Origin of the sequence: Allostigmatella hybrida (assembly GCF_020103775.1) — a bacterium.
Lineage (GTDB): Bacteria > Myxococcota > Myxococcia > Myxococcales > Myxococcaceae > Hyalangium > Hyalangium aurantiaca.
The window spans coordinates 1-1,198 of sequence record NZ_JAHXBH010000077.1 but is presented as its reverse complement, the minus strand read 5'-3'; the positions used below and the strand labels follow the sequence as shown (position 1 = coordinate 1,198).

General features: G+C 61.9%; 1 protein-coding gene. It reads right to left on the bottom strand.

The window, feature by feature from the left end; genetic code table 11:
* Positions 1-180: 180 nt before the first annotated feature.
* A partial coding sequence (gene ltrA / locus KY661_RS37090; protein WP_225414682.1) for a group II intron reverse transcriptase/maturase occupies positions 181-1,198 on the bottom strand: 1,018 nt, incomplete at its 5' end.

The window sequence follows — 1,198 nt, the reverse complement described above, 5'->3', positions numbered from 1 at the left end:
GGGGTAGAGTCGACGGGAGGCGCGGTGCCGTTCGGGTTCGTCGGCGCCTACTGCGAAGGTCCGCTCTCGCTCGCCCTCTCGCCGAGTCTTACCCACGGTCCGTTTCCTCCACGCCGCTCATCGAACCGGACGTGCAGATTTCCTGCATCCGGCTCTCGGACAGGTTTCACGCGACGCGTTTCAGCGCAGGAGAGCACGCACCTCCAATACTCCAAGGCTCCGATGCACCTCGTTGTACTTGAAGCGTGACGTTGCTCGCGTCACCTTGTGCCTCCTGCTCAGGAAGTTCCTCACCCGTTCGGTGACGTGCCAATCCAACACGTTGAACGCGTGCATCGGCGAGTCGTAGGCAAAATACGTTGCCCACCCACGCAGGAACCGATTGAGCTCGCCCGCTATCTCCTCCCAGCGCTCCGTCCTGCCGCGCCGAAGGATTCGGCTCACTTCACCTCGGGCGTGCTCCATTGCCTTCTTCGAAGGTCGGGCTCCCAGGTACTTCTGGCCGGTCTTCTTGTAGACCAGTGGCCCCAGTTCGTACCCAAGAAAGCGGAAATGCTCCTTCCGCGCGTCGCGAAGGCTCGTCTTCGCCTCGTTGAGCGTCAGCTTCAGCCCTTCGAGCCATTGCTTCACCTGCGCCAACACCTCCGCAGCGCCCCTGCGGGCTACCACCACGAAGTCATCGGCGTAGTTGACGATCTTCGCTCCGCTCCTCTCCATCAGCGCGCTCTTGGAGAACACCTTCAACAACCGGTTGATGTAGATGTTCGCCAGCAGCGGGGAGATGACACCTCCCTGCGGAGTCCCCTGCTTCGAGCACTTGCCTCCGCTGTACCTCGGGCGCCCTTGCTCGTCCCTCTCTTCCACAGGCACCTTCAGCCACATCTTCACCAGATGAAGCACCGCCTTGTCCGCCACCCTCCTCGCGACGCTCTTCATCAGTTGCGCGTGGGGAATAGTGTCGAAGTACTTCGAGAGATCCGCATCCACCACTTGGGTCCGCCCTCGCTTCAGCTCCTGATGGACCTCTTGGACCGCCTGCACTCCGCTGCGTCCGGGTCGGTACCCGTATGCAGCCTCGCTCAGGTCGGCCTCGAAGATGGGCTCCAGAATGAGTTTCGCCGCCGTCTGGACCACGCGATCTTTGATCGTGGGTATACCCAGCGGCCGCTCTCCTCCTCCTGGCTTGGGTATCAGTACC